This is a genomic window from Shumkonia mesophila (assembly GCF_026163695.1).
GTDB classification, from domain to species: Bacteria; Pseudomonadota; Alphaproteobacteria; order Rhodospirillales; family Shumkoniaceae; genus Shumkonia; species Shumkonia mesophila.
In genome coordinates this window covers 74,831-96,199 of record NZ_JAOTID010000006.1, presented here as the reverse complement: position 1 = coordinate 96,199, position 21,369 = coordinate 74,831, and the positions used below count along the sequence as shown (strand labels likewise).

The following is a 21,369-nucleotide window of genomic DNA, read 5'->3' as shown; positions in this document are numbered from 1 at the left end:
CGCCGGGGCGTTTAGCGGCGCGGCGTCGAGACGGCGGGGACGCCAACGGCCCGGGCGCCGTCGGGGACGTCGCCCAGGACCACGGCGCCGGCGCCGACGACGGCGCCTTCGCCGATCCGTACCCCCTGGATCAGCACGGCGCCCGCCCCGATGTAGGCCAGGCGGCCGACGGATACCCCGCCCAGCACGATGGCGCCGGGCGACACCTGGGCATGGTCGCCGATCCGGCAGTCGTGTTCGACGATGCAGCCGGTGTTGAGCACGACGTTCCGTCCGATGGCGGCATTGGGATTGACGATGACGCCGGCCAGCACGGCCGTGCCGCCCCCGATGGCGCTCGACGCCGCCAGACGGGCCGCCGGATGGAGGACCGTGGTCGGCTCAAGCCCCGATGCCAGGCCCTTCTCGAAAAGCGTCAGGCGGGGGGCGTTGTCGCCGACACCGCCGACGCCGACGATGAAATGGGTGAAGCCGTTGGCGCGGGCATGGACAAGATCGCCATCGTCGCCCACCACCGGCACGCCGGAAATCTGGCGGCCCCGCAGGGCGGGATCGCGATCGAGAAAGGCCAGGCGCGGCCAGTGGGATAGGGCAACCAGGGCGTCGAGGACGACCCGGGCGTGGCCGCCGGCCCCCAGGATGACGCAGCCGGAGGTGCCGGCGGATACCGGCCACCGCGGCGCGTCGATCTGGCTTGCTTGCTTCCTGCCTGTCATGGCCTTCCGTCGGTTCTTGGCGAAGGGGCGCGGCATTCAAAGCAAAAGCGGCGACATCGTTCCGCCGCCGCTCTTAAGCCTTCCGCCACCGCTCGAAGCGCCTCAGGCGCCGCCGGATCTCGACTCCAGCAGTCCCTCGGAAATCTGCAGATTGATGTTGATGAAGGTGTCGAGGACCTCGGGCGGCATCTCCACGCCCTGGGCCATGGTCGTCTGGGTGACGAACTGGCTCAACTTCATCAGGTTCTGCTTGGTTTCATCGGGCAGCGGATTGTCTTGCTGGTTGACCAGGGTCCGAATGGCCACCCAGACCTCCATGTTGTTGTCCAGGGCGGCGGCAAGCCGGCCCTGCTCGTCGCGCGCCTGGTCGAGCATGACCGCGGCCTTCGACAGTCCGAAAGCCCCTTCCTCGTTGGACGACAACCTTTCAAAATCCCACGTGGCCCGTTCGTCTGCCATATACGTCCTCTCCACATTGCTTGGGCAATTCACCGAGCCCATACCCCAGGACGCACCAGCCCTAGAAATCGAAACTTCATGCGTTACGTTGATCATATACGGTTAAGCTCCTGATCTCAATTGCGTTATCACCGCCATTACATGAACTTGCCCAGGCTCAACTGCTGGATTCGCGCGATGGCCTGATAGGCGGTTTCAAGAGCGCGGGTTTCGTCGAGCAACCTGGCGACGACTTCGGTCGTGTTGATGTTCTCGGTTTCGATGACGCTCTGGTCGAAAAAGCTGATCAGCGTCTTGTGCTGCTTGTTGGTCTGGTCGATGAGGACCCGGTGGTATCCCATGTCCTGCTGGACCTGGGCGATGTTGCTTTTCTCTTCGTTGCCGAAGGGCGCGGAACCCATGGTGGTGATTTCGAGGGAGGACGTGATCAGGTAGAGCGCCTGGTCGAGGCGTTCGGGATGGTTCTCCAGGCCGCCACCGCCGAGGGAACCGTACTCCCCTTGGGCGATCAGGCCCATGGCCCGGATGGCCTTTTCGAAGGCCGGGTCGATGGCGTTGATGTCCATGGTGAAGTCGCGGTACTCGTCGACGCGCTGGGTCTGGCTGGCGGTATCGCCGTTGTAGTAGCTGGAAACCGAGATGGTGGCGGTGGCGTCGGCCGCCGGGACGGGGGTGACGCTGGGAAAGGCGTTGGTAACGTTGATGGTGCTGGTGCCCACCGTCATGGCGCCCGCAATGGTGATGTTGGTGCCGTCGTTGGACACCACCGTATAAGTGCCGTCGTTGCCGATGGCGCTGTTGGAGATGGTGATGATCGAGCCGACTGGGATGCTGGACAGGGAACTGCCGGTACCGGCCTGGATGGTATCGGCGGCAGTCATCGTTAGGCCGCCGGTGGCGGCGGGGGGCAGGGTGACGTTGGTCTCGACATGGGCCTCCCGGGTCGGCGGGTAGACGGTCGATTCGCCGTCGTACTGGGCCTGGAAGTCCTGGAGCGTGGTGAGGCCGAGATCGACCGGCTGCGTGGTCACCCGGCTGCCCGAAAACATGAAACGCCCGTCGGCGTCGGAGTTGAGATGGATGCCGATGTCGTTCATCGCGCGAAACGCCGCGTCCTGCACGTCCTTGACCCGCTGTTCCTCGTCTCCACTGCCGGCCTCGAACTCGAACAGCGCCTCGCGGAAATCGATGATCGCGGTACGGATGCCCGATACCGCCACGTCCATGGTCTTGAGCCTGAGGTCGGTCGTCACGTTGTTGGACACGAAATTGCTCAGCATGTCGCGGCTGTTTTCCACGCTGACCAGCCGCTGCGAATTGCGGGCGATGCCCTGATAGGTCTGCGACACCTTTTCGGTCGAGGCCTGGATCTGCAGGTCGTTGACGCGCGCCTGGGTCTGCATAAGGCGGCTGACCAGGGCGTTGGTGGAAGCCAGGTTGGCGATGCGGTTCATCGTTCACTCCTTATCCGACGGCTTGGTCGAGGGCGTCGAACATGTTCTGGATGACGCCGATCAAACGGGCCGCGGCCGAGTAGGCCTGCTCGAAGCGGATGAGATCGGCCATTTCCTCGTCGAGGTTGACGCCGCGGATGTTGTCGGACTTGTTCTGCAAGGACTCGGTCAGGGCCTGTTGCGAATTGGCGTCGGTTTCGTTGTTGTCGGCCAGGCTGGCGCTGCGCCCGAGGATGGAGGCGCCGTAGTCGGCGAAGTTGACCTGGAGCGAGCCCAGCCCGCCCGCCGCGTCGAACGAATTGACGGCACTCATGCGCGCCGCCAGAGCCTTGATGGCGCTGTCGTCCCCGACGCTGGTGTAATACTCTCCGGCGCTGCCCAGGTTGGCGTCCCATTGCACCGTGCCGCGGCTGACCAGGGACGGCGAATTCCTGATGTCGCCGCGCACCGCGATCTGCCCGGCCACCCGGACGTCGGCGTTGTGCACGTCCAGCGTCGACAGAAGCCCGCCGGCGCCGGTTTCGGTGACCGCGAAATCGCGGCCGTCGTCGTGGGCGATGCGCAGGCGGTAACCCGAACCGTCGGGGACCACCGAGGCCGTTACGTTGGGCACGTTGGTGTTGATGGCGGCGGCGATCTGGGCCAGCGTCGATCCGGCCGGGATGGCCACCGTCATGTCGCCGGCGCCGCCGGGATCGAGCGGCAGGGTCGAGGTACCGTCGACGAAGCGCAACGTGGTGGCGGACGATTTGAAGCCGGCGCTCATGACGTCGGATTCGTGAATGTTGCGGCCGGCGTTATCCACGAAGAAGTCGTTGAGGCCGAAGAAGTTGGCAAATCCCTTGACCGTCTCGTCGACGGTGCCGTTGCCGTCGGCGTCGAAGCCGATCTCGGCGTCTTCGAGCGCGCTGCCGTTGGCGGTTGCCGCCTGGTCGCGGAAGGCGAGGTTGAGGCTGGTCGAATTGAGCTCGATGGCGAAATGTCCGGTGCCGTCGACGGCAACCTTGGCGCCGGCGGCGCCATTGGCCTGCAGCCAGGTTTCCATGGTGGACGCGACATCGGCGATGGCCCAGTCGTTGCCGGCGCCGCGCGAGGAAAATCCGGCCCCGGTCATGATGGTGTTGAGCGTGGTCGCCGCCGACTGGTTGCCGTCGCCGTCGACCAGCACGATGGCGACGTCGTCGACGCTGCCCGTGGGGTCGAGCTTGATGGTCTGGTTTACCGCGTTGGCGGCGTCCGCGGTGTTGAGAAACTCCCTGGAGCCGGTCATCGACTGCAGGCCGGGGAAGGTGGCGCCGCGGTTGTGGATCTGATTGACCGTGTCGCGCAACGTGGCGGCCAGCTCGTCGATCTGGCTCTGCATGTCGGTGAGGATGGTATCGCGCATTTCCACCAGGCCGCCCAGCGAGCCGCCGACCAGTTCGTCGGTGACGTCGTTGCCGGGCACGGGGGCGCCGAGGTAGATGCCGCCGAGGTCGCCCTCGGCATGGGTGGTGGTGGGGGTGACCGAGCTCGCCGGCGAATGGCTGAACTCGAAGGCGACGTTGTCGACCAGAGTGCGGCCGGCCGAGCTGAACACCACCACGTCGCCGTCGCCGCGATAGAAGTAGCGGATGTCGACGAGGCCGGACAGCTCGTCCAGGGCCTGGTCGCGCTGGTCGCGCAGGTCGCTGACGTCGTTGGTCACCGTCTTGTTGCGGATGATCTTGTCGTTGAGGTCGGCGATCTTGGCCGTCAGGTTGTTGACCTCGCGGACATCGGCGGCGATTTCGGCATCGGCCTGAACCCGCAGTTCCTGGATGGTCTCGCTCATGGACTGGAGCTTCAGCGCGACTTCCTGGCCCTGGCGGACGAGTTCGCTGAGCTCCAGCGTCTTGTCGGGCGATACGGCCAGCGTTTCGATGGAGGAGACGAAGGTGTTGAGGATATGGCTGATGGAGGTGTTGTCGTTGGGCGAGCCGAAGGTTTCCTGAATGCGCGCGTAATAGGTCTGCTGGGACCGGAGGCGCTGATAGGTGCCGGTTTCCAGGCGCAGGCTCTTGACCAGCCCCTCGTCGATGACGCGCGTCAGTTCGGAAAGCTGGACACCGGCCCCGGCGCCGCCGACCACCCGCTGTTCGATGTTGACGATCTTGCGCGAATAGCCAGGCGAATTGACGTTGGCGATGTTGTCGGAAATCGCGCCCAGGGCTTGCTGATTGACCAGCAGGCCGCTCTGGGCGGTGCGCAGCGCGAGGGTGATGGTGCCTGACATGACGGGCCTTCCCGGTCCGGTTACAGCGACTTGTCGAGCGAGATCGGGATGCTGGCCGGTGCCGCCCGAAGGCCGGTTGCCGCCATTCCGCCGGTACGCGAATAGGTGCCGGGGCCGGGCCGTCCGGCCTTGATGGCGGCGGCGACCTCGTTCAGCACCCGCCGGTTGACCTCCATGGCGATCCTGAGGAGCTTGGCGTTTTCCCGGCTGAGGTCTTGGACGTGGGCGCCCAAGGTGCGGAGCCGGTCGCGCAGCGCCGGCTCCACGGTGCCGATGGCCTCGGCGCCGGCATGCTCGGCCAGCCCCTTGATCCGGCTTTCGTAGGCGCGGCTGAGATCGTCCTTCTGCTCGACCAGGGCGCGGGTCTCGTCGAACCGTCCGGCGGCAAGCGCGCGGTTCTCGACGGTCAGGAAATCGGCCAGTCGCTGGCTGATGACAATGAGATCGCTGATTCGCTTTGACGCATCCATCGTCACTTTCCTTCCTGCATCTTGATCATTTCGCGCACCACCATGTCGGCGATGCCGACGCCGCCCTTGCGGGCGAAGGCCTTGCCGTATTCGTCGACCTGTAAAGAGCGCCACATGGATTCCGCCTCGCCGCCGCCGAACGGCTCCTCGGCTTCGAGGTCGGCGAACATCGGCTGCAACATCTGGCCCAAGAAAAACGCCTCGAAGTCCTGGGCGGCCTCGCGGGCCTTGGCGAGGTTCATGCCGCGTCCGGGGGTCGGGGTCCGGCTGCCGGCGGCCATGGCGTTTTCCGCCTGCAGGGCGAGGATGGTATCGGCCATCACATCACCTCGATCTGGGCCTGCAGGGCCCCGGCCGCCTTGATGGCCTGCAGGATGGTGATCATGTCGCGCGGGCCGATGCCCAGCGCATTCAGGCCATTGACCAGTTCCTGAAGGCTGACGCCGGGCGAGAGGACGGCCAGCCGGCGGTCGGCGCCCGTGTCGACGTCGATTTCGGTGCGCGGCACGGTGACCGTCTCGCCGGCTTCGGCGAAGGGGCCCGGCTGCGACACCTGCGGCGTCTCGGTGATGCGGATGGTCAGGTTGCCCTGGGCGATGGCGACGGTGCTGATGCGCACGTTCTCGCCCATGACGATGACGCCGGAGCGTTCGTCGATGACGACGCGCGCCAGCTGATCGGGCTCGATGCGCAACTGTTCGATGTCGGTCAAGAGGTCGACCACCCGCGTGCCGTAATTCTTGGGCACGTTCACCTTGACGGTGCTGGGGTCGGTGGCGCCGGCGGCATTGGTGCCGAGGAAGGCGTTGACGGCGTCGGCGACCCGCCGGGCGGTGGTGAGATCGGGATTGCGAAGGTTGAGCTCGACGGTGTCCATGGCGGCCATCTCGAAGCCGACCTCGCGCTCGACGACGCCGCCTCCGGCGATGCGCCCGCTGGTCGGCACGCCCTGCGTCACCGATTGCGCCTGGCCGGCCGCCTTGAAGCCGCCCACCGCGACCTGGCCCTGCGCGACGGCGTAGACCTCGCCGTCGGCGCCCAGCAGCGGGGTGACCAGCAGGGTGCCGCCCGACAGGCTCTCGGCGTCGCCCAACGAGCTCACGGTGACGTCGATCTGGGTGCCCTGGCGGGCGAACGCCGGCAGGCTGGCGGTCACCAGCACGGCGGCAACGTTCTCGGAGCTCAGTCCCGACTCCGTCGGCTTGACGCCGAGGCGGTTGAGCATGGCCAGCAGGCTCTGCTTGGTGAAATGGCCGTCCTTCAGGCTGTCGCCCGATCCGTCGAGGCCGACCACCAGGCCGTAGCCGACCAGCATGTTCTGGCGGATGCCCTCGAAGGTGACGATGTCCTTGACCCGCGACGCGCCGTGGGCGGTGGTCGCCGCGACGGTCAGGATCAACAGGCTGACGGCGGCGGTGGCCAAGGCGCGCAGGCTCGTCCGGAAGCGGTCGGTGGAGAGCGTCAGAGGGTGCGTGGTGTTCATTGGCGTGTTCCGTCTCAAGCCGAGTGTCCCAGATTTCCCAATCCGGCCGGTGTTGCCGACCGCCGATAGCCTTGCGAAATCCATGCCATCCGCCGTTTTTCTGTACTCTCTTGAAAATAAATGGAAAACGGAGGAAGTCGTCGGAGAAAAAGCCCGGCCGCTCCCCCACTTGCCGGGCCGATTCCGGCCGCGGCGCGGGTTTGCGGAAAATATTGCCGGGTGCGGCGGGGACACCGCCGGGCCGGCCTCTAGCGCTTGAGGTCGCGGGCGACGGCCGTCATCTCGTCGATGGTCTTGAACACCTGGGCCGAGGAATTGTAGGCGTTCTGCGTCATGATCATCATCGAGAATTCCTCGGCGATGTCGACGTTCGACAGCTCGCGGGAATTCGGCATGAAATCGCCGGCGCCGACCGAGCCGGCGGCGACGATCTGGGGATCGCCCGACTCGCTGGTCGGCGAGAAGACGTTTCCGTTCTTCTCCTCCAGGTCGTTGGGATTGCTGAAGACGGCCAGCGGAACCTTGTAGAGGACGCGCGTGGTGCCGTCCTCGAAGATGCCGCTGACGACGCCATTCTCGTCGAAGCGGAAGCCTTCCATGTTGCAGGCGGCGAATCCGTTGCGGCTGTAGTTGATCGGCGTGAAATCGCCGGCGTACTGCGTCATGTCGGTGACGTCGAGCGCGACGGTGGCGGTGGCACCGCCGGCGAAGTTGAGGGCGAGGGCGACATTGGCCGGCGTATCGATTTCGCCGTGCTCGGAGAAGGTCAGTACGGTGGCGGTGGTGGTTGTGGCGATGGCGTTGTCCGCCGTGACGCCGCCGTCGACGGCATTGGCGGACAATGAGAACGGCAGCCCCGCATCGTCGGCGGTGATGGTCATGCCGTCAGTCCCCGCGGCGACCGCGGTGACGGTCGCCGCGACAATGCCGTTATTGAAGGTGGTGCTGTTGATCTGCGCCATCAGGGCATCGCGGATCTCCGTGATCGTCTGGGCCGGAGACGCCGAGACCGTGGCGATGGCGTTGTCGGGAGTGAATCCGACCGTGGGAGTCGAGCCGACGAGGGTGAACGGCGTGCCGGGGACATCTGCCGTGACGCTGAGACCGTCGGTGCCTACGGCGGTGGCGTTGACGACCGCGCCGAGTGTCGTGTTGATCTGGTTCACAAGGTCGTCGCGCACGTCGGTCATGGTGGCGGTGACGAGCTGCGCGGTCGCGGTGGCGAAGGCGTTGTCCGCAGGTCCGCCTCCATCGACCGCCCCGGGAGTCATCAGGAACGGCGTGTTGGCCACGTCGGCGGTCACGGTCACTCCGGCGGCCCCACTGGGAACTGCGGTGACGACGCCGCTCAGGGCCGGAAGCGCATTGATCTGGGCGATCAGGTCGTCACGGATAGTGCTCAGGGTATCGCCCGGGACCACGGGGTGACTGAAGAGGTTGCCGTCAATCTCGATCGAATAGGAGTCTCCCAACACGGGGGTGCCTGAGAACGTAACCGTGTCCTGCTGGAACCCGGGAACCGTATAGGTGATCGGCGTACCGTTGATGGTGACCGTGTACTGGTCGCCGGCTTCGAGCGTGCCCGAAAGGGTGGCGGTGTCGGTCTGGTTGGTCGCGACCGTATGGCTGATCACCGAGCCGTTGACGGTCACCGAATAAATGTCGCCGGCCTCCGGCGTTCCCGACAGGGTCGCGGTGTCGACCTGTGCGGTGGCGACGCCGTCGGTCTGGGCCGTCATCAGCCACTGGTTGGCGACATGCGACTTGCGGAAGGCGAAGGCCACCGCCTGCTGGTTGCCGGCCGAATCGACCATGCTGACGGTATAGTTCTCGCGGCTGCCGGTGGCCGCATTGGCCGGCAGGTTGACCCCCAGGATGCCCGTCGTCGTCGGCACGAAGCTGTTGGAGAAGGCGTAGGAGTCGATGCGCATCGGTTGCAGGGAGCCGCCGCTGGTCGGGAAGGTGCCGTTGGCGTCGGCCTCCCAGCCCAGCACGAAATAGCCGTTCTTGTCGGCGAGATAGCCGTCCTTGACGGTAATCGTGCTGCCGTCGTCGGCGGTGACCGACACGTCGTTGACGGTGTTCATCTGGAACGAACCGTCGCGGCCATAGAAGGTGTGGCCGCTGCCGTCGAAGGTGTCCGACAGCACGAAGAAGCCGCGGCCGTTGATGCCGAGGTCCATCATGCTGGCGCTGGCCTGAAGCAGGCCCTGCTGGTCGATGCGCTGGTATTCCCAGGGGCGTACCCCCGAAAGGTCGGATTCGTGATCCATCTGCTGGCCGACCAGCGTCGAGAAGCGGACGTCGCGCCCCTTGTAGCCGCCGGTGCTGACGTTGGCGATGTTTTGGCCGATGGTGTTGAGCGCCTGGGTTTGGCTCATCATGCCGAGGACGCTGGGTGAAAAGATTCCGAACATGCCGTGACTCCACTTGGTGCCGCGGTTCCTCCCGCAGGCGATCCCATGAATCCAGGTTCTCCGAAGCAAGAAGGATGCCACTCGGTACAGGACGCTAACCAATTGATTTTCAAGGATAACAGAAGGCACCCTGCGGGAAGGCCGGCGGACCCTTTTGGTCGCGGCGGGCCGGTCGGCCTGCAAGTTTTGCCGTGCCGGGCGCGGCGACCTCAGGCGGGGAAGACGAAGCTCTGGCCGCGATCGACGCCGATTTGCACCGTCTCGCCGGGGTGGAGCGGCAGGATGCCGGGCACCCGGCATTGCAGGGCGATCTCCTCGCCGTTTCCGGCCGGAACCCGCAGGCTGAGATGGCTCGACCGGCCGAGCAGGCGCGAGGACACGATCCGGGCGGCAACTGGTGGCGCCCCGTCGGCCGCGCCGTCCGCTCCCACGACCAGGCCCTCGACGCGGACCAGGACGTCGACCGGAATGCCGTCGGCGATGCCGGGGGCCTCGAAGCGGCCGAGGGGCGTCTCGACCGCGTGCCCGCGCACGACGCCGGGCAACCGGTTGACCGGTCCGAACAGTTCGGTCACGAAGGCGTCGGCGGGGTGGAAATAGGTGTCGAAGGGCGATCCCGACTGGACGATGCGCCCGCCGTTCATCACCAGGATGCGGTCGGCCATGAACATGGCTTCCTCGGGGTCGTGGGTGACCATCAGGGTGGCCGCGCCCGATTCCTTCAACAATTCCAGGGTCGACTCGCGGACCTGGACGCGGCGGTTGACGTCGAGGTCGGAGAATGGCTCGTCGAGCAAAAGGACGCGGGGACCGGGAGCCAGCACGCGAAGCAGGGCGACGCGCTGCTGCTGGCCGCCGGACAGCGTGTGGGGATAGGCCTCGGCGAAGGGCGCCAGGCCGACCCGCTCCATCGCCTCCTCCACCCGAAAGGCGGGGGCGGCGGAGGCCTTGTCCAGACCGAAGCGGATGTTCTCGGCCAGCGTCAGGTGGGGGAACAGCGCATAGTCCTGGAACATCAGCCCGACACGGCGCTTCTCCGGGGGAACGTGGCGGCCGTCGGCGGCGTTCGCCACCACCTCGCCGTCGATGACGACCCGGCCGCGCTGCAGCCGCTCCAGCCCGGCCGCCAGCCGCAGCAGGGTGGTCTTGCCGCAGCCCGACGGGCCGAGCAGGCAGGCGAGTTCGCCCCGCTTGACGTCGAGCGTCGCGCCGGCGACCACCGGCTGGCCGCCGAACGCGTGGACGATGCCTTCCATGCCGAAACCGCTCATGGCCGGCTTCCGGATGCCCCCTGCCCGGGGCGGGAGCGGCGGATGGTGCGGCTGAGCGCGATGACCGGCAGGATGCCGGCGGCGACGATGGCCAGCGCGCCCGGCGCCGACTGTTCCAGCAGTTCCGCCGAGGCCAGCTGATGGACGTTGGTGGCCAGCGTCTCGAAATTGAAGGGACGCAGCAGCAGGGTCAGCGGCAGTTCCTTCATGCAGTCGACGAAGACCAGGATGGCGGCGGTCAGAAGGCTGCCCCTGAGAAGCGGCAGGTGGACGCGTCTTAAGACCGAGAACGGCGTGTGACCCAGCGTCCGGGCGGCCCCGTCCATGCTGGGCGTGACCTTGCCGAGGCTGGCCTCGATGGCGCCGAAAGACAGGGCCATGAAGCGGACCAGATAGCCGAACACCATGGCGAGGACGGTGCCGCTCAGCAGCAGGCCGGGAGAAAGCCCGAACCAAGTCCGGGCGACGGCGTCGACGGCGTTGTCCCAGGCCGCCAGCGAGACCACGACGCCGACCGCCAGAACGGCGCCGGGAATGGCGTAGCCGATGCTGGCGAAGCGGATGGCCGCCGGCAGCCAGCGGTTGCGGCTTACCCTGATCCCGTAGGCGAGAAAAAGGCCGATCAGCACGGCCAATCCGGCGGTGATCGAGGCCAGCAGAAGGCTGTTGGCGGCAAGTTCCAGGAAGCGGCCGGTTCCCGGGCCCGGGCGGTGATCGAGCGCGAAGCCCAGAAGCCGGGTGGCCGGGATCAGGAATCCCAAGACCACCGGGGCCAGACAGGCGAGGAACGCCAGCGCCGCCCGCGCCGGGGAAAGCGGAACGGTGGCCAGCGCCCGGTAGCGGGGCGTGGTGTGGTGGAAGCGCCGCTTCCGGCGGGCCCACCGCTCGGCGGCGATCAAGAGCGCGACGATGCCCAGCGTCAGCGCAGCCAGCTGGGCGGCGCCGGCGGCGCTGTTCATGTTCAGCCAGACGTCGTAGATACCGGTGGTCAAGGTGGCGACGGCGAAAAAGTCGACCGTCCCGAAATCGTTGAGCGTTTCCATCACCACCAGCGTCACACCGATGACGATGGCCGGCCGGGCCAGCGGCAGCGCCACTCGGGCGAAGCTTTGCCACGGGCCCTTGCCAAGGGTGCGGCTGACCTCGAGCACGCACACCGACTGTTCGAGAAAGGCGGCCCGCGCCAGGAGATAGACGTAGGGGTAGAGAACCAGCGTCATCATGGCGATGGCGCCGCCCAGCGAGCGGATCTCGGGAAACCAGTAGTCCCGCCGCGACGTCCACCCGAAGAGGTCGCGCAAGGCCGCCTGCAGCGGCCCGGCGTATTCCAGGATGTCGGTGTAGACATAGGCGACGACGTAGCTGGGAACGGCGAGCGGCAGCAGCAGGGCCCACTCGAAGATCCCCCGCAGGGGAAAGCGGCACATGGTCACCAGCCACGCGGCGCCGACGCCGACGATCAGCGTGCCGGCGCCCACTCCCGCCGCCAGGACGGCGGTGGTGGCCAGGTAGTGCGGCAACACGGTCGCCGCGAGATGGCGCCAGATGTCGTCGCTGGGGGCGACGGCCAGGGCGATGACGGCGACGATCGGCATGGCGATCAGGCCGGCGACCAGGAGCGCCCCCGTCGTCCAGCCGTCGAGGCGCGGGACGGCGGTGGTGCGCGAGATGACGCCGGGGTCGGTGCGGGCCAGTTCCAAGACGGGGGTCCTTCTTTCCATCTCTCGCGCCGGAGCCGGCGGCTGCCGGCCATCGCCGCCGCCCCGGAGCCGGAGCGGCGGCGACAGTCCGCAATGTTCAAGTCCTAAAGGTCGAAGCCCACCTGATCGACGAGGCGCGCCGCCAGCGGACGGAACTTGGCGACCCGGGCCAGCTCGACGGCGTCGGCCTTGAACGGGCCCCACGATTCGACCAGCGGATCGAGCGGCACCCCGGCCTTGACCGGGTATTCGATGTTGGCCTTGGCGTACAGCTTCTGGGCGTCGTCGCCGCTCAGGAATTCGATGAGCCTGACGGCGTTGTCCCGGTTCTTGGCGCCCCGCACCAGCGCTGCGCCGCTCAAGTTGACGTGGGTTCCGCGCTCGTCCTGGTTGGGGAAGACGATGCGTACTGCCTCGGCCCAGGCCTTCTGTTCGGGGTTTTTGTCGCTCAGCATCTGGCCCATGTAATAGGTGTTGGCCAGCGCCACGTCGCAGACGCCTTCCATGATCGCCTTGGCCTGCGAGCGGTCATTGCCCTGCGGCTTGCGGGCGAGGTTGGCCTTGACTCCGGCCAGCCATTCGCGGGCGGCCTGCTCGCCTTTGTGGGCGACGATCGAGGCCAGCAGGGAGATGTTGTAGTCGCTCTTGCCCGAGCGCGAGCAGACGCGCCCCTTCATGTGGGGCGCAGCCAGATCCTCGTACGAGCGGACCTCGTCGGTGCGGACGCGGTCCTTGCTGGCGAAGACGATGCGGGCCCGGCTGGTCAGGCCGAACCACAAGCCGTCCGGATGGCGGTACTGGGCCGGAATGTTCGCCTCCAGCACCGCCGACTTGACGGGTTGCAGGATCTCCGCCTCGACCAGGTCGTGCAGGCGGCCGATGTCGACCGTCAGCACGGCGTCGGCCGGGCTGTTCGGCCCTTCCGCCTTGATCCGTTCGAGAACGCCGTTCTCGGCGTAGACGACGTTGACGGCGATGCCGCTCTGGCGGGTGAATTCCTTCAACATCGGTTCGATGAGGAACGGCTGGCGGAACGAATAGAGGTTGACCTCCCCGGCGGCCATGGCCTGTGAGGCGAGGGCCGCCGCGCCGATGACGGCCGAAACGACAGCTCCGGCGGTCCGAAGGCTCTTTTGCAGGGTCACGATGTCTCTCCTTGCAGCATCAATGGTTGCTTTCCCATTTGCTGGCTGCCTCGTGGAGAAACTCGGTGGCTGGCTGGTGGGGCGGTCGGCTGAACGGTCCGCCACGAAAACCTCGATCGGCGCCGGTTGCGTCGATTCCCCGTCCGGTGGCGGAACGCGCCCAGCAAGTGGGGAAAATGAGACGCATTTTCAAGTAGGGCCCGCGCTTTTCGGCTTTTCCCGGCCGCGCCGCGGGGCAGGCGGGCGGCGGCGGCCGATTTACGCCTTCTTAACCCTCGGGCCGGTATATACTGGCAAATCTGTCCTGTTGAGAGACCGCGACGCCTATGAAGATCTCGAATGTCGGATCCACCAAGGCGACCCCATCGACGGCGCGCAAGAAAAAGTCGTCGGAGACGGGAGACAGCGAATTCGCCCACGAACTGTTCGGCGCGGCGGAGGCCTCGGCCCCCGCGGCGCCCGTCGAGACGCACGCCGTGGGAACCGTCGAATCGATCCTGGCCGTCCAGGAGGTGCCGGACGCGCCCCAGGAACGCTCGCGCGGCTTGGCCCGCCAGTATGGCGACGACCTGCTGGACCGCCTCGAGGCGCTGCGCCGGGATATCCTGGTGGGGGCGATTCCCAAGGACAAGCTGGCCGATCTGGCCCATGCGCTCCGGGCCCAGCGGGGGCAGACAGACGACCCGCGCCTGAAGGAAATCATCGACGAGATCGAGCTCCGGGCGAAGGTCGAAATTGCCAAGCTTACGCGCGTGGTTTGACCCTGCGGATTTCCATGCCGTTCGCGTTTCGTCCGATTCCTCTAAAATTTTACAGGAAATTCAATCTTCTGTCGCCGCGACTTCTTCGTGCGATGGGGTCTTGCAGGGGCATGGCCGGACCCCTATATTCCGGCCCAATTTCGAGCAGACCTGGGTGCGGGAAAAAATGACCGTGATACTTCCTCCCGACTACAAGCCCTCTGAAGACGAAGCCTTCATGAATCCCCGAATGCGCGAATACTTCCGCCGTAAGCTGATCGGCTGGCGGAACGAACTGCTGGACGCCTCGACGGAAACCCTCCAGCATCTCCAGGAGGGCGGGCTTTTGGCGCCCGATATCGCCGATCGGGCCTCCGCCGAGACCGACCGTTCCCTGGAGCTTCGGACCCGCGATCGCGCCCGCAAGCTGATCAGCAAGATCGACGAGGCGCTGGAGCGGATCGAGAACGGCACGTACGGCTACTGCGAAGAGACCGCGGAGCCGATCGCCATCTCGCGCCTGGAGGCCCGGCCGATCGCCACCTACAGCCTGGAAGCCCAGGAGCGCCACGAACGCATGGAGCGGACCCACCGCGACGATTGAACGGCCGTGCCGCCCGGCGGCGCCGAGCCGTCAAAGCAAAAAGGCCGATGCGTCGCATCGGCCTTTCGCTTTTGGGGGGAACCTCTACCGCCCTAGAAGGGGAAGAGGATGTCCCAGATCTGCGTGCCCCAACGCGGCTGCTGCAGATTGCTGAGCGTGCCGCGCCCGCCATAGGCGACCCGCATTTCGGCGATCTTCTCGTGGGGGATCGAATTGTCCGAATCGATATCTTCGGGGCGGATGACGCCCATCACCATCAGTTCGCGCAGTTCGGCGTTCACCCGCACTTCCTGGCGGCCGAGGATGACGAGGTGGCCGTTGCGCAGGATCTGGGTGACGATGGCGGCGAACGTCACCTCCAGGGTCTCGCTCCTCTCGATGGAGCCGTCGCCCGAGGTCTTGTGGGTGTTGCCGAAGCTCAGCATGGAGGCCGGGTTGACGGCTTCCGGCAGGACCTTGCTGAACTCGGCCTCAAGGCCCAGCAGGGCGGTGACGTCGGTATCCTCGCTGTCCTTGCGGTCGCGTTCGGTCTTGTTGTCCCAGGTGGCGCTGTCCTTGAGGTTGAGCTTGACGGTCAGGATGTCGCCGATGTCCTTGGCCCGGGTGTCCTTGAAGAAGGCCTTGGCGCCGGGCCGCCACAGGGAATTCGGGTTGTGGTCGGCCGGCTGGGCGGCGGGCAGCGGCAGGTTGACCGGCTTGTAGTCGGGCTTGGCCGTCGGGTTTTCGATCTGCGAAAGCTTCGGCCCGTCGCCGACCTCGGAGAGTTCGGTCAGGGTGTTGCAGCCGGCGACGGCGGCAATGACGGCTGCGAGGGCGGCGATCTGGACGGTTCGCATGGCCGGATGGCGGGTCATGGCGTGACTCCTAGTTGATCAGCGTCCGGTCCGAGGCGGTGACGGTCACCATGTGGGGACCGACGACCACGGCCTCGATGACCATGTTGCTCTGGACGTTGGAGATGCGGATGACATCGCCGTTGGCGCCGTCCTGCATGGCGCGGCCCTTGGCGGTCAGCGTCATCCGCGGGCGCTGGTAAAGAATGGTAACCAGGCCCCGGTTCGGCACCAGGATGGGGTCCTGGACTTCGCTCATGGCAATCGCGCGGCCCTGGGGCAGCGCCCGCTTCGGCGACTTGCCGATCAGGTCCTCGACCTCGACGATGGTGTCGCGCCGCATCTGGCTGGCCCGCGCCGGGATGGTTTCGAGGTCGCTCGCCTTGATGACTTCGCCGGGCAGGACGCGATGGGTCAGGACCGGGACGTCGCGCACGTCGTGGATCCGCCCGGCCAGCCGGAAGCGCTGGGTGCCGGCGCCGTCGGGGGAAACCGCGATCACCGTGGTGAAGCGGCGGGTGCGCGGGTCGAAGACCATGTCCTCGACGTCGATCAGGGTGTTGGCGCCCTCGGCGACGTAGACGCGGAAGGCGTGGTTGGTCAACTCGACCTGGGCGTCGGGCCCGATGCCGTTGCCCGACAGCGCGTCCAGGATGCGGTTCTCGATTTCGTCGCGGCCGATCACCGTGCTGGCCCGCTGAACCACCGCCTGGTCCTGCAGGCTCATGGGCCGCCACGCCAGGCCATAGGCGTTGGCCACCCGGTAGAGCCACTGGCTGTCGAAGATGGCCCGCTTGCCGGGGGCCGGCGCATAGGCGACGCCGACGTCGGCGTTGGCGCCGGCGCCGATGAACAGGTCGCCCAGCTTGATCAGGTTGTCGTCGACCGTGACCGATTGGCGCAGGACGACCTGGTCGGTGGTTTCGGCGAGTGCCGCAGGCGCCGCAAGCGCGCAGCCCCAGGCGGCGGCGATCAACAGGATGGTTCCCAACCTCATGATCCGTCCTCCCTACCTAAGGCCGCTGACGGTGTTGAGCAGGTCGTCGACCGTCGTCACCACCTTGGCGTTCATTTCGAAGGCGCGCTGGGCCGAGATCATCTCGGTGATCTCCTCCACCGCGTTGACGTTGGAGGTTTCGAGGAAGCCCTGGAGTACCGAGCCGAAGTTGATGGCGGCGGGGTTGCCGACGGTGGGACGGCCGGAGGCGGGCGTTTCCAGCAACAGGTTGTCGCCGACCGCTTCGAGGCCGGCGTCGTTCTGGAAGACGGCGAGCTGGATCTGGCCGACGTTCTGCAGGGCCGTCTGTCCATCGATCTTCACCAGCACCTCGCCGCTTTCGTTGACGGTGACGTCCATGGCGTTGTTGGGCACCGTGATGCCGGGCTGCAGGGCATAGCCGTCGTGGGTGACGATCTCGCCGTCGGCGTTCAACTGGAAGGAACCGTCACGCGTGTAGGCGGTTTCGCCGGTCGGCAGTTCCACCTGGAAGAAGCCGGGCCCCTGGACGGCCAGGTCGAAGGTGTTGTCGGTGGCGTTCAGGTTGCCTTGCTCGTGAATGCGATAGACGGCGGCCAGCTTGACGCCGAGGCCCATCTGCACGCCGGTCGGGACCACCGTGCCGGCGTCCGACGACGTGCTGCCGACCCGTCGCAGGTTCTGGTACAGCAGGTCGTGGAACTCGGTGCGCCGGCGCTTGTAGGCCGTCGTGTTCATGTTCGCCAGGTTGTTCGAGATGACCGAGACGTTGCGCTCCTGCGCCATCATTCCGGTCGCTGCGATGTCCAAAGCTCTCATGATTTTCGTCCTTTCCGATTCTTGGCCGTCGGGCGCGCTTTTGCGCAGCCTTTCCGGATCAGACCGAGGTGCTGGCGAGTTCGCGGATCATCTTCTTCATCCGCTCGTCCTCGGTCTCAATCAATTTGTAGGCTTCCTTGTAATTGCGGTTCACGTCGATCAGGCGGGTCATCTCGACGATCGGCTCGACGTTGGAGCTTTCCAGCATGTTCTGCACGACGTCGCGTTGCTCCGCTTCGACGGGCACCGTCTCGGCGGTGAACAGCCCGCCGGAGACTTCCTTCAATTCGTGGGGGTTGTCGAAGTTGACGATCCCGAGCCGGCCCAGCGGGCCGTTGCGCGTCGAAATGGTGCCGTCGCGCGTCACGTGGATGTCGGCATCGCCGGGGGCGAAAAAGAACGGCTGGCCGCCGTCGGCGAGCACCGGATCGCCTTGCTGGGTGACGAGCTGTCCGGCATCGTCCAGCTGGAAGCGGCCGTTGCGCGTGTAGCGTTCGCCGTTTTCCGTCTGGACGACGAAGTAGCCGTCGCCGTGAATGGCCATATCCAGGGGGTTTCCGGTTTCCCGGAAGGAGCCTTCCTGGAAGTCGCGGACGGTGGCGATGTCCCGGACGTAGGAAACCTTGTCGCCCATGATGCGCTCGCCGCCGCGGCTGCGAACCGGATGTTCCATGAACATCATGTGTTCGCTTTTGTAGCCGGTGGTGTTCATGTTGGCGAGATTGTTGGCGATGACGCTCAACTGCCGGCGCAGGGTCGCCTGACGGGAGAGTGCAACGAATGAGGTGTTTTCCATTTCCGCGGTCCCAAACCGAAAGAGTGTCCACAAATGCCCGGTCCCGTTCATGCATGGCCCATGCCAAGAACGAAATCCTTTTATATTCAATGGATTGGATGTCGTCCCGGCGGCCGTTCTCCCGGCGTTTTTGGTGCCTGTTTCCGTTCGTTGCCCGGCAGTTATTGCCCGCCGACGGGGGCCTTTGTCCCGCCCGCCGCCTCCTTCAACGACTTATTAACTAAGCCCCCTTAAGGTGCGTCGTGGGCAATCAATGTGGGCAGCGAAGGTGGGTCTCACCTGTAGCGGGTTTGTGGTATGGCCGAAGATCTCGAGGAAATCGACGCAGAGGAAACCGACGACGCTGGCGAAAGCGACGGGTCGCCGGCCAAGAAGAAGGGCAAGAAGACGCTGTTCATCATCATCGGCGCCGCCCTCCTGGTGGTGATCGGCGGGGTGGCTGGCGCTTGGTTCACCGGGCTTCTCGATCCGGTGGTGGCGATGGTCACCGGCGAGCCGGCGGAAAAGGCGTCATCCGAGGAGGGCACCGGCCCGGTGGGCGTGGTGTACCTCGATCTGCCCGAGATTCTGGTCAACCTGAACACCGGCAGCCGCACCAAGTCGACCTTTCTGAAGATGCGCGTCAGCCTGGAACTGCCGAACGGCCAGGACATCCCCAAGGTCGAGGCGCAGATGACGCGCATCATGGACGCCTTCAACGTCTTCCTGCGCGAACTCAGGATCGAGGATTTGAAGGGTTCGGCCGGGATGTACCGCTTGCGCGAGGAACTGCTGGCCCGGGTGGGCGTCGCCGTGGCGCCTACCCCGGTCAATGACGTTCTGTTCAAGGAAATGCTTGTCAATTAGCCGCCGCGCCATAGGGCGAGGCGATCAGAGGATGCGGAAGCGATGACCGTGCCTGCGGACGAGACCAACACCGGCCAGCCGACCGAAAGCGGAGACGGCGACGACCAGGACGCGCTCGCCGACGAGTGGGAGGCGATGGTCGCCGGCGGTGACGACGACGAGGCGTCGGCCGACGAGATGGCCGCCGGTGGGCAGTCGACCCGGGTCCTGAACCAGGACGAAATCGACAGCCTGCTCGGCTTCGACGAAGGCCATGGCGAGGAGGGCGGCCGTTCGGGCATCCAGGCGATCCTCAACAGCGCGCTGGTGTCCTACGAGCGCCTGCCGATGCTGGAAGTGGTGTTCGACCGCCTGGTGCGCATGATGTCGACGTCCTTGCGCAACTTCACGTCGGACAACGTCGAGGTGTCCCTCGACAATATCGCCTCGATCCGCTTCGGCGATTACCTCAACTCCATTCCGTTGCCGGCCATGCTCAGCGTCTTCAAGGCCGAGGAATGGGACAACTACGGCCTGATCACCGTCGATTCGGCCCTCATCTATTCCATCGTCGACGTTCTGCTCGGCGGCCGGCGCGGCACTGCCGCCATGCGCATCGAGGGGCGGCCCTACACCACCATCGAACGCAGCCTGGTCGAGCGCATGGTGCACGTCGCCCTGGGCGATCTTTCCGCCGCCTTCGAACCCCTGAGCCCGGTGACTTTCCGCTTCGATCGCCTGGAAACCAACCCGCGGTTCGCCACCATTTCGCGGCCGTCGAACGCCGCCATCGTCGCCAAGCTCAGGATCGACATGGAGGATCGCGGCGGGCGCATGGAACTGCTGATTCCCTACGCCACGCTGGAACCCGTCCGCGAACTGCTGTTGCAGATGTTCATGGGCGAGAAGTTCGGCCGCGACTCGATCTGGGAAACCCATTTGGCCGAGGAACTGTGGCTGACCGACGTCGACCTGGACGCGGTGCTGGACGAGCAGGTCATGCGCCTGAGGGAAGTTTTCCACTGGCGGGTCGGCTCGCGCATCATGCTCAACGCTTCGCCGGATTCGAAGGTTCAGCTCAAGTGCGGCGACGTCTCGATGTATTACGGTGGCATGGGCCGCAAGGGCGACCATGTTGCGGTGCGCATCGACGACCGGGTGCCGCAGAAAACGAGGGAGAATTCGTAACCGTGGGCTTTTCGCTGGTTCTTGAAATACTGGTTGCGGGTCTTCTGGTGGTGACCATCAGCTATACGGTGATGCTGAATCGCCGGCTGCGCACCATGCGCCAGGACAAGCTGGCGCTGGAGAAGCTGGCCGCCAAGTTCGTCGATTCGACGATGCGCGCCGAGGAAAGCATCACCCGGCTGAAGGCCACCGCCGACGACCTCAAGGAGCGGATCGACCGGGCCCAGGGCCTGCGCGACGATCTGGCCTTCCTGACCGAGCGGGGCGGCAGCACGGCCGACCGCCTGGAATCGCTGGTGCGCGAGGCACGCAAGGAAGCGCCGGCCGATCAGCCCCGTACGCCCGCCAAGGGGAGCGGCCGGGCCGCCGCCCCGGCCGACGACGTGAAGTCGGACGCCGAACGCGAGCTGATCAAAGCCCTGCGCGCCGCCCGCTGACGGAAAGGAACCTTTCTCATGATCCGCTTTTTCGTTCGCTTCCGGTTTCTTCCCGTCACCATCTTTGCCGCCGCCCTCATGCTGACGGTCAAGATCGGCCACATCTGGGAAGGTCTCGACGGCATGCTGGTGGGGGCCATTTCTGTGGCTGGCGCCGAGGCCCAGCAGCCGGGCGCCAAGGCGCCCGCCGCGCCGTCTCCGGCCGCGCAGTTGCCGGCCGCCGGCGCGCCGCTCGGCAAGGCCACGCCGGTCAAGGACACCCCGCTCGCGGGGGTCGCCGGACCGGCGACGGGCACTCCGGTTGCCGAGGCTCCCGCCACCCTCAGGGTCGACGATCCCACCCTGCTGACGCAGTCGGAAATCGACCTGCTGCAACAGTTGGCCGTGCGCCGCGAGACCATCGAAACGCGCGAGCGCGAGATCAACATGCGCGAAGGGCTTCTGAAGGCGGCGGAATCGCGGATCGACAAGAAGGTCCAGGAGATGAAGCTGCTGCAGGCCACCGTCGAAAAGCTGATCGCCACCTACAGCGAACAGCAGGCGGCCAAGGTGGCAAGCCTGGTCAAGATCTACGAGAACATGAAGCCCAAGGACGCCGCCCGCATTTTCGAGGAGCTGGACATGGACACCCTGTTGCTGGTGGCCGAGCGCATGAAGGAACGCAGCCTGGCGCCCATCATGGCGAACATGGACCCCAGCAAGGCCAGGGACGTCACGGTGGACCTGGCCCGGCGGCGGCAATTGCCGCAGTCCGCGGCGGCCGGCGGCTGAAGCCGGTGTTC

At 66.1% G+C, this 21,369-nt stretch carries 21 protein-coding genes; 6 read left to right on the top strand and 15 right to left on the bottom strand.

Features of this window, described 5'->3' with window-relative positions; all coding sequences use genetic code 11:
* Positions 1–11: 11 nt before the first annotated feature.
* From ODR01_RS11840 to ODR01_RS11790, 11 genes are all read right to left on the bottom strand, one after another.
* Entirely contained in the window at positions 12–716 is a 705-nt protein-coding gene (locus ODR01_RS11840; protein ID WP_316977867.1) for an acetyltransferase, read from the bottom strand.
* Positions 717–818: 102 nt separating this feature from the next.
* Positions 819–1,175 carry a flagellar biosynthesis regulator FlaF gene (locus ODR01_RS11835; RefSeq protein WP_316977866.1) on the bottom strand — a complete coding sequence of 119 codons (357 nt, stop codon included), beginning with the start codon at positions 1,173–1,175 and terminating at the stop codon, positions 819–821.
* A gap of 137 nt (positions 1,176–1,312) precedes the next feature.
* The gene (locus ODR01_RS11830; RefSeq protein WP_316977865.1) at positions 1,313–2,629 is read right to left on the bottom strand and encodes a hypothetical protein; all 1,317 of its coding nucleotides are present in this window, start codon (positions 2,627–2,629) and stop codon (positions 1,313–1,315) included.
* A 10-nt stretch (positions 2,630–2,639) separates the two neighbouring features.
* On the bottom strand, positions 2,640–4,883 hold the full coding sequence (gene flgK / locus ODR01_RS11825; RefSeq protein ID WP_316977864.1) for a flagellar hook-associated protein FlgK: 2,244 nt from the start codon (positions 4,881–4,883) through the stop codon (positions 2,640–2,642).
* Positions 4,884–4,903: 20 nt separating this feature from the next.
* Positions 4,904–5,353, bottom strand: a complete 450-nt coding sequence (locus ODR01_RS11820) for a hypothetical protein (RefSeq protein WP_316977863.1) — start codon at positions 5,351–5,353, stop codon at positions 4,904–4,906.
* 2 nt (positions 5,354–5,355) lie between these two features.
* The gene (locus ODR01_RS11815; RefSeq protein WP_316977862.1) at positions 5,356–5,673 is read right to left on the bottom strand and encodes a rod-binding protein; all 318 of its coding nucleotides are present in this window, start codon (positions 5,671–5,673) and stop codon (positions 5,356–5,358) included.
* A complete protein-coding gene (locus tag ODR01_RS11810; protein WP_316977861.1) occupies positions 5,673–6,836 on the bottom strand; it encodes a flagellar basal body P-ring protein FlgI in 1,164 nt (387 codons plus the stop codon). Before ODR01_RS11810 ends, ODR01_RS11815 begins: the two co-directional genes overlap by 1 nt.
* 248 nt (positions 6,837–7,084) lie before the next feature.
* Complete coding sequence (locus ODR01_RS11805; RefSeq protein WP_316977860.1) at positions 7,085–9,253, bottom strand: flagellar hook-basal body complex protein; 2,169 nt, start codon at positions 9,251–9,253, stop codon at positions 7,085–7,087.
* A 209-nt stretch (positions 9,254–9,462) separates the two neighbouring features.
* Positions 9,463–10,524: an ABC transporter ATP-binding protein gene (locus tag ODR01_RS11800; RefSeq protein WP_316977859.1), complete on the bottom strand. Its 1,062-nt coding sequence runs from the start codon at positions 10,522–10,524 to the stop codon at positions 9,463–9,465.
* Positions 10,521–12,245 carry an ABC transporter permease gene (locus ODR01_RS11795; protein WP_316977858.1) on the bottom strand — a complete coding sequence of 575 codons (1,725 nt, stop codon included), beginning with the start codon at positions 12,243–12,245 and terminating at the stop codon, positions 10,521–10,523. The genes ODR01_RS11800 and ODR01_RS11795 overlap by 4 nt, the downstream gene beginning before the upstream one ends.
* An 83-nt stretch (positions 12,246–12,328) precedes the next feature.
* Positions 12,329–13,369: a Fe(3+) ABC transporter substrate-binding protein gene (locus ODR01_RS11790; RefSeq protein ID WP_316977857.1), complete on the bottom strand. Its 1,041-nt coding sequence runs from the start codon at positions 13,367–13,369 to the stop codon at positions 12,329–12,331.
* Between the two features lie 326 nt (positions 13,370–13,695).
* Here ODR01_RS11790 and ODR01_RS11785 point away from each other — a divergent pair, with 326 nt between their 5' ends.
* Together ODR01_RS11785 and dksA are read left to right on the top strand one after the other, a co-directional pair.
* Positions 13,696–14,130, top strand: coding sequence for a flagellar assembly protein FliX (locus ODR01_RS11785; protein WP_316977856.1), 435 nt, complete (start codon positions 13,696–13,698; stop codon positions 14,128–14,130).
* Between the two features lie 166 nt (positions 14,131–14,296).
* Positions 14,297–14,713, top strand: coding sequence for an RNA polymerase-binding protein DksA (gene dksA / locus ODR01_RS11780; protein ID WP_316977855.1), 417 nt, complete (start codon positions 14,297–14,299; stop codon positions 14,711–14,713).
* Between the two features lie 92 nt (positions 14,714–14,805).
* On the opposite strand, the gene flgH is transcribed toward dksA, so the two are convergent.
* Genes flgH through flgF form a run of 4 tightly spaced genes read right to left on the bottom strand, consistent with a single transcriptional unit; the run spans position 14,806 to position 18,137 of the window.
* Positions 14,806–15,567: a flagellar basal body L-ring protein FlgH gene (gene flgH / locus ODR01_RS11775; protein ID WP_316977854.1), complete on the bottom strand. Its 762-nt coding sequence runs from the start codon at positions 15,565–15,567 to the stop codon at positions 14,806–14,808.
* 10 nt (positions 15,568–15,577) lie between these two features.
* On the bottom strand, positions 15,578–16,543 hold the full coding sequence (gene flgA / locus ODR01_RS11770) for a flagellar basal body P-ring formation chaperone FlgA (protein WP_316977853.1): 966 nt from the start codon (positions 16,541–16,543) through the stop codon (positions 15,578–15,580).
* Positions 16,544–16,555: 12 nt separating this feature from the next.
* A complete protein-coding gene (gene flgG, locus ODR01_RS11765; protein ID WP_316977852.1) occupies positions 16,556–17,341 on the bottom strand; it encodes a flagellar basal-body rod protein FlgG in 786 nt (261 codons plus the stop codon).
* Positions 17,342–17,399: 58 nt separating this feature from the next.
* A complete protein-coding gene (flgF, locus tag ODR01_RS11760) occupies positions 17,400–18,137 on the bottom strand; it encodes a flagellar basal-body rod protein FlgF (protein ID WP_316977851.1) in 738 nt (245 codons plus the stop codon).
* Between the two features lie 297 nt (positions 18,138–18,434).
* On the opposite strand from flgF, the gene ODR01_RS11755 reads away from it, so the two are divergent.
* From ODR01_RS11755 to ODR01_RS11740, 4 genes are read left to right on the top strand one after another with little or no spacing between them, the layout of a single operon-like run.
* Positions 18,435–18,983, top strand: coding sequence for a flagellar basal body-associated FliL family protein (locus ODR01_RS11755; RefSeq protein ID WP_316977850.1), 549 nt, complete (start codon positions 18,435–18,437; stop codon positions 18,981–18,983).
* Positions 18,984–19,025: 42 nt separating this feature from the next.
* Positions 19,026–20,150, top strand: coding sequence for a flagellar motor switch protein FliM (fliM, locus tag ODR01_RS11750; RefSeq protein ID WP_316977849.1), 1,125 nt, complete (start codon positions 19,026–19,028; stop codon positions 20,148–20,150).
* A 2-nt stretch (positions 20,151–20,152) separates the two neighbouring features.
* A complete protein-coding gene (locus ODR01_RS11745; RefSeq protein ID WP_316977848.1) occupies positions 20,153–20,587 on the top strand; it encodes a DUF6468 domain-containing protein in 435 nt (144 codons plus the stop codon).
* A gap of 18 nt (positions 20,588–20,605) precedes the next feature.
* Positions 20,606–21,358 (top strand): MotE family protein, encoded by a 753-nt coding sequence (locus ODR01_RS11740; protein WP_316977847.1) that lies wholly within the window; start codon positions 20,606–20,608, stop codon positions 21,356–21,358.
* Positions 21,359–21,369: the final 11 nt, after the last annotated feature.

Excerpts from the sequence above, each read along its gene's own strand:
- ODR01_RS11820 (WP_316977863.1), bottom strand. The coding sequence starts at position 5,353 with ATGGATGCGTCAAAGCGAATCAGCGATCTCATTGTCATCAGCCAGCGA.
- ODR01_RS11740 (WP_316977847.1), top strand. The coding sequence starts at position 20,606 with ATGATCCGCTTTTTCGTTCGCTTCCGGTTTCTTCCCGTCACCATCTTT.
- ODR01_RS11810 (WP_316977861.1), bottom strand. The coding sequence starts at position 6,836 with ATGAACACCACGCACCCTCTGACGCTCTCCACCGACCGCTTCCGGACG.
- flgH (WP_316977854.1), bottom strand. The coding sequence starts at position 15,567 with ATGACCCGCCATCCGGCCATGCGAACCGTCCAGATCGCCGCCCTCGCA.
- ODR01_RS11805 (WP_316977860.1), bottom strand. The coding sequence starts at position 9,253 with ATGTTCGGAATCTTTTCACCCAGCGTCCTCGGCATGATGAGCCAAACC.
- flgA (WP_316977853.1), bottom strand. The coding sequence starts at position 16,543 with ATGAGGTTGGGAACCATCCTGTTGATCGCCGCCGCCTGGGGCTGCGCG.
- ODR01_RS11755 (WP_316977850.1), top strand. The coding sequence starts at position 18,435 with ATGGCCGAAGATCTCGAGGAAATCGACGCAGAGGAAACCGACGACGCT.
- ODR01_RS11800 (WP_316977859.1), bottom strand. The coding sequence starts at position 10,524 with ATGAGCGGTTTCGGCATGGAAGGCATCGTCCACGCGTTCGGCGGCCAG.
- ODR01_RS11835 (WP_316977866.1), bottom strand. The coding sequence starts at position 1,175 with ATGGCAGACGAACGGGCCACGTGGGATTTTGAAAGGTTGTCGTCCAAC.
- ODR01_RS11815 (WP_316977862.1), bottom strand. The coding sequence starts at position 5,673 with ATGGCCGATACCATCCTCGCCCTGCAGGCGGAAAACGCCATGGCCGCC.
- ODR01_RS11840 (WP_316977867.1), bottom strand. The coding sequence starts at position 716 with ATGACAGGCAGGAAGCAAGCAAGCCAGATCGACGCGCCGCGGTGGCCG.
- ODR01_RS11795 (WP_316977858.1), bottom strand. The coding sequence starts at position 12,245 with ATGGAAAGAAGGACCCCCGTCTTGGAACTGGCCCGCACCGACCCCGGC.
- flgK (WP_316977864.1), bottom strand. The coding sequence starts at position 4,883 with ATGTCAGGCACCATCACCCTCGCGCTGCGCACCGCCCAGAGCGGCCTG.
- flgF (WP_316977851.1), bottom strand. The coding sequence starts at position 18,137 with ATGGAAAACACCTCATTCGTTGCACTCTCCCGTCAGGCGACCCTGCGC.
- ODR01_RS11830 (WP_316977865.1), bottom strand. The coding sequence starts at position 2,629 with ATGAACCGCATCGCCAACCTGGCTTCCACCAACGCCCTGGTCAGCCGC.
- fliM (WP_316977849.1), top strand. The coding sequence starts at position 19,026 with ATGACCGTGCCTGCGGACGAGACCAACACCGGCCAGCCGACCGAAAGC.
- flgG (WP_316977852.1), bottom strand. The coding sequence starts at position 17,341 with ATGAGAGCTTTGGACATCGCAGCGACCGGAATGATGGCGCAGGAGCGC.
- dksA (WP_316977855.1), top strand. The coding sequence starts at position 14,297 with ATGACCGTGATACTTCCTCCCGACTACAAGCCCTCTGAAGACGAAGCC.
- ODR01_RS11785 (WP_316977856.1), top strand. The coding sequence starts at position 13,696 with ATGAAGATCTCGAATGTCGGATCCACCAAGGCGACCCCATCGACGGCG.